The following is a 3,824-nucleotide window of genomic DNA, read 5'->3' as shown; positions in this document are numbered from 1 at the left end:
GCCGCCCGGCCGCCCGCCGCCCGGCCGCAGGAACCCCACCACCTCCGTCCGCGTCGCCACCACCGCGCCGCGCCGCCGCGCGAGCCGCAGCAGATGCGCCGCCGCCAGCATCGGCTGCACCTGGGCGTCCTGCGGATACAGCGCGCCCCCGGCGGCCTCGCGGGTCAGCCGCGGTTCGAGGGCGTGGAGTTCCGCCCCGGACACCTCCCGTACGTCGACACCGCAGGCCCGCTGCCGCTCGGCCAGCGTCCGCAGCGCGCCCAGGGCGGTGGGGGTGGAGGCCACCACCAGCCCGCCCTTGGACTCGAACTCCCACAGCCCGCCGTACGCGCCCAGGTCCTCGCCCCACACCCGCCGCGAGTACTGGGCGAGTTCCAGCTCCGGGCCCGGCTCCTTGTCCGAGACCAGCACGTTTCCCTCGCCCGCGCCCGAGGTGCCGCCCGCGACGGCGCCCCGGTCGACCACCACGACCCGCAGCCCGGCCAGGGCGGCGAACCAGGCCGCGGCCGCACCGACCACTCCGGCGCCGATGACGACCAGATCGGCGGTGCTCGGCAGCTCCTCGCCGATCCCGTCGGTGATCCCCGGAGCCGTGCTGCGGCGCCCCGGCGTCCTCTCTCCCACCATCGCCACGCTCGCTCCCCCTACATCAAGAACCCGGCCGGAAACGGATCGTCGGGATCGAGATGGAACTGCGCGGTGCCGGTGACCCACGCCCGTCCGGTGATCGCGGGCACGACGGCGGGCAGCCCCGCCACCGTGGTCTCCTCCAGCAGCCGCCCGATGAACCGCGTCCCGATGAACGACTCGTTCACGAACTCCTCGCCGAGGCCCAGCTCACCGCGTGCGTAAAGCTGCGCCATCCGCGCGGAGGTGCCGGTCCCGCAGGGGGAGCGGTCGAACCAGCCCGGGTGGATGGCCATGGCGTGGCGGGAGTGGCGCGCCGTCGACCCCGGGGCCTTCAGATAGACATGGTGGCAGCCGGTGATGTCCGGCCGCTCGGGGTGATGCGGCGGCTCCCGCTCGTTCACCGCCTCCATGATCTTCAGCCCGGCGGTCAGCAGCTCCTGCCCCGCCGCCCGGTCGAACGGCAGCCCGAGGGCGTCTAGATCCACGATGGCGTAGAAGTTGCCGCCGAACGCGATGTCGTAGCGCACCTCGCCGAAGCCGGGCACTCGCACCGTACGGTCCGTGGCCAGGCAGAACGAGGGCACGTTCCGGATCGTCACCGAGGTCGCGGCGCCGTCGCGCACGGCGACGTCCGCGACCACCAGGCCCGCCGGGGTGTCCAGGCGGATGGTGGTGACCGGCTCGCGCACCTCGACCATCCCGGTCTCGACCAGCACCGTGGCCACTCCGATGGTGCCGTGGCCGCACATCGGCAGCAGCCCGGACACCTCGATGAAGAGCACTCCGTGATCCGCGTCCGGCCGGGTGGGCGGCTGGAGGATGGCCCCGCTCATCGCGGAGTGGCCGCGCGGTTCGTACATCAGCAGGGTGCGCAGATGGTCCTGGTGCTCGATGAACCACTGGCGGCGCTCGGCCATGGTCGCGCCCGGGAGGGTGCCCACCCCGCCGGTGACCACCCGGGTGGGCATGCCCTCGGTGTGGGACTCCACGGTGTGCAGGACCCGCCGCGACCTCATGAGCGCCCCCTTACCGTCCGCCGCGACCTCACCGGTACCCCAGCCCGAGCACGGTCTCGGTCTCCTGGACGACGCGCGCCGCCACCTCGCCGGTCAGCCGCGAGCGCGGCGGCCGGCAGGATCCGCCGCGCAGCCCGGCGAGGTCCATGGACACCTTGATGGCCTGGACGAACTCGGTCCTGGAGTCCCAGCGCAGCAGCGGATGCAACGCGCGGTACAGCGGCAGCGCCTTCTCCAGGTCCGTGCCGACGCCCGAGGTGGCGAGCCGGTACAGCTCCATGGTGACCTCGGGAATCGCGTTCGGATACCCGGCGATCCATCCCACGGCCCCGGCCAGCCCCAGCTCCAGCAGGACGTCGTCGGCGCCGATCAGCAGATCCAGCCCGGGGGAGCGCTCGGCGATCTCGTACGCCCGCCGCACATCCCCGCTGAACTCCTTGACCGCGACGATCAACCCCTCCCCGTGCAGCTCGGCCAGCAGCTCCGGGGTGAGGTCGACCTTGGTGTCATGGGGGTTGTTGTACGCCACCACCGGCAGCCCGGCCCGCGCCACCTCGCGGTAGTGGCCGACCACGGCCTCCCGGTCGGCGCGGTAGCTGTTCGGCGGCAGCGCCAGCACCGCCTGCGCCCCGGCCTCCCGCGCCTGCTCCGCCCACCGCCGGCTCTCCATCGCCCCGTACGCCGCCACCCCCGGCATCACCCCGAACCCCTCGGGCGCCGCCTCCACGGCCACCCGCACCACCCGCGCCCGCTCCTCGTCCGTCAGGGTCTGATACTCCCCCAACGACCCGTTGGGGCAGACCCCGTCACATCCGTGTTCGGCGAGAAACCGCACATGGGCGGCGTATCCCTCGTAGTCGACCGACAGTTCGTCATCGTCATGGAACGGCAGCGCCGTGGCGACATGAACGCCACGCCAGGGCGCGGAAACACCGGGAATCTCGGGCATGCGGAACCTTCTCGGGAAGGGGACAAGGCCACTTGTCCACTCAACGATAACAGTGCAATGTCACACTGCACAGACCCCGGCACGCGGCCGGTTGCGGCGATTGGGCACCGAACCGGAGGCCGGGGTCGGGCCTGACTGCCATTCACCTCGATTCGGCACGACCTCACGGCTGGTCAGGCGGCTCCACAGCCCCAAACGGGGACTGCTCTACGTCTCTTGTCAGCCAGGTCACCGGCGTGAAAGGCTCGGCCCGCCCCGTAAGGGGAACCCCCAACTCCGAGGCAGAGCTGTGCTGTTGGCTGACCACCCCGCGGCCCGTTTATGAGAGGGTTGCCCCCGGCGGGGGCGCCGCTGTTCGTGAGTGAGGAATTGCCTCCATGCCCGACCACTCATCGCCCAGGGAATCTCCCGGGGACGGCTCCCCGGCGCGCCACGGTCTCGCCGAAGCGCCCGCCGAGGAAGTCGATGGCGCGGCCTCCGCGACGGCGCTGCTGGGCGCCTATTGGGAGGCGGTCGCCGATTACGCGGAACTGTGCACGACCACTCCCGAGGACGGGATGCGGCTCGCCACCGAGGCGTTCCGGCGGGGCATTCGGGAGACCCGCCACCGCCGCACCAGGGGCTTCGGCAAGCGTCTGCCCTGGCTGCCGCTCTTTCTGACGTCGGTACGGAAGACCGCCACCGACTGGCACGCCCACCGCCACGGCGACCGGCTCAACCCGGAGCTGCGGACATGGCTGACCTCCGACGTCGCCGCCCGCTTCGCCGCACCGCCCCGCGACCAGCCGCTCGCCCTGCGGGCCCTGCGGGATCTGCCGGAGGCGGACGGGGAGCTGCTGTGGCTGGTCGAGGTGGAGGCGCGGTCCACGGAGGCGGTGGCCCGGCAGTTGGGCTACGACCCGGAGTACGCCACCGAGGAGATCGCCCGGGTCCGCGCGGCCTTCCGTGAACGGTGTCAGCGCGCCCATGTGGAGACCCTCACCGACGAGGAGTGCCGCAGCTACGCCAAGCTGCTGGACGCCGCCACCCGGGCGCCCGACTCCCCCTCACCCGCCGACCTGTGGCAGCACCTCGCCCGTTGCCGGTCCTGCCGGGACGCCGCCACCTGCATGTATGTGGACGGCGAGGGGCTGCCCGGTGTGCTGACGGGCGGGGTCATCGGCTGGGGCGCGCACCTCTATCTCGCGCGGCGCCGCGCGCTCGCCGAGCGGGCCCCGGGCACCACGCCG

At 72.8% G+C, this 3,824-nt stretch carries 4 protein-coding genes; 1 reads left to right on the top strand and 3 read right to left on the bottom strand.

Going from position 1 to position 3,824, the window contains the following annotated elements; all coding sequences use genetic code 11:
• The 3 genes from KN815_RS47445 to KN815_RS47435 form a co-directional block, all read right to left on the bottom strand.
• On the bottom strand, positions 1 to 627 hold a 627-nt coding region (locus KN815_RS47445), incomplete at its 3' end, for an FAD-dependent oxidoreductase (RefSeq protein ID WP_216347963.1).
• A gap of 17 nt (positions 628 to 644) precedes the next feature.
• Positions 645 to 1,646: a proline racemase family protein gene (locus tag KN815_RS47440; protein WP_216347962.1), complete on the bottom strand. Its 1,002-nt coding sequence runs from the start codon at positions 1,644 to 1,646 to the stop codon at positions 645 to 647.
• Positions 1,647 to 1,674: 28 nt separating this feature from the next.
• Positions 1,675 to 2,595 carry a dihydrodipicolinate synthase family protein gene (locus KN815_RS47435; RefSeq protein WP_216347961.1) on the bottom strand — a complete coding sequence of 307 codons (921 nt, stop codon included), beginning with the start codon at positions 2,593 to 2,595 and terminating at the stop codon, positions 1,675 to 1,677.
• Positions 2,596 to 2,972: 377 nt separating this feature from the next.
• Here KN815_RS47435 and KN815_RS47430 point away from each other — a divergent pair.
• A partial coding sequence (locus tag KN815_RS47430; RefSeq protein WP_507229936.1) for an RNA polymerase sigma factor occupies positions 2,973 to 3,824 on the top strand: 852 nt, incomplete at its 3' end.

Source organism: Streptomyces niphimycinicus (assembly GCF_018883605.1).
GTDB classification, from domain to species: domain Bacteria; phylum Actinomycetota; class Actinomycetes; order Streptomycetales; family Streptomycetaceae; genus Streptomyces; species Streptomyces niphimycinicus.
The sequence above is the reverse complement of the archived record's forward strand: the minus strand, read 5'-3'. Positions and strand labels throughout refer to the sequence as shown.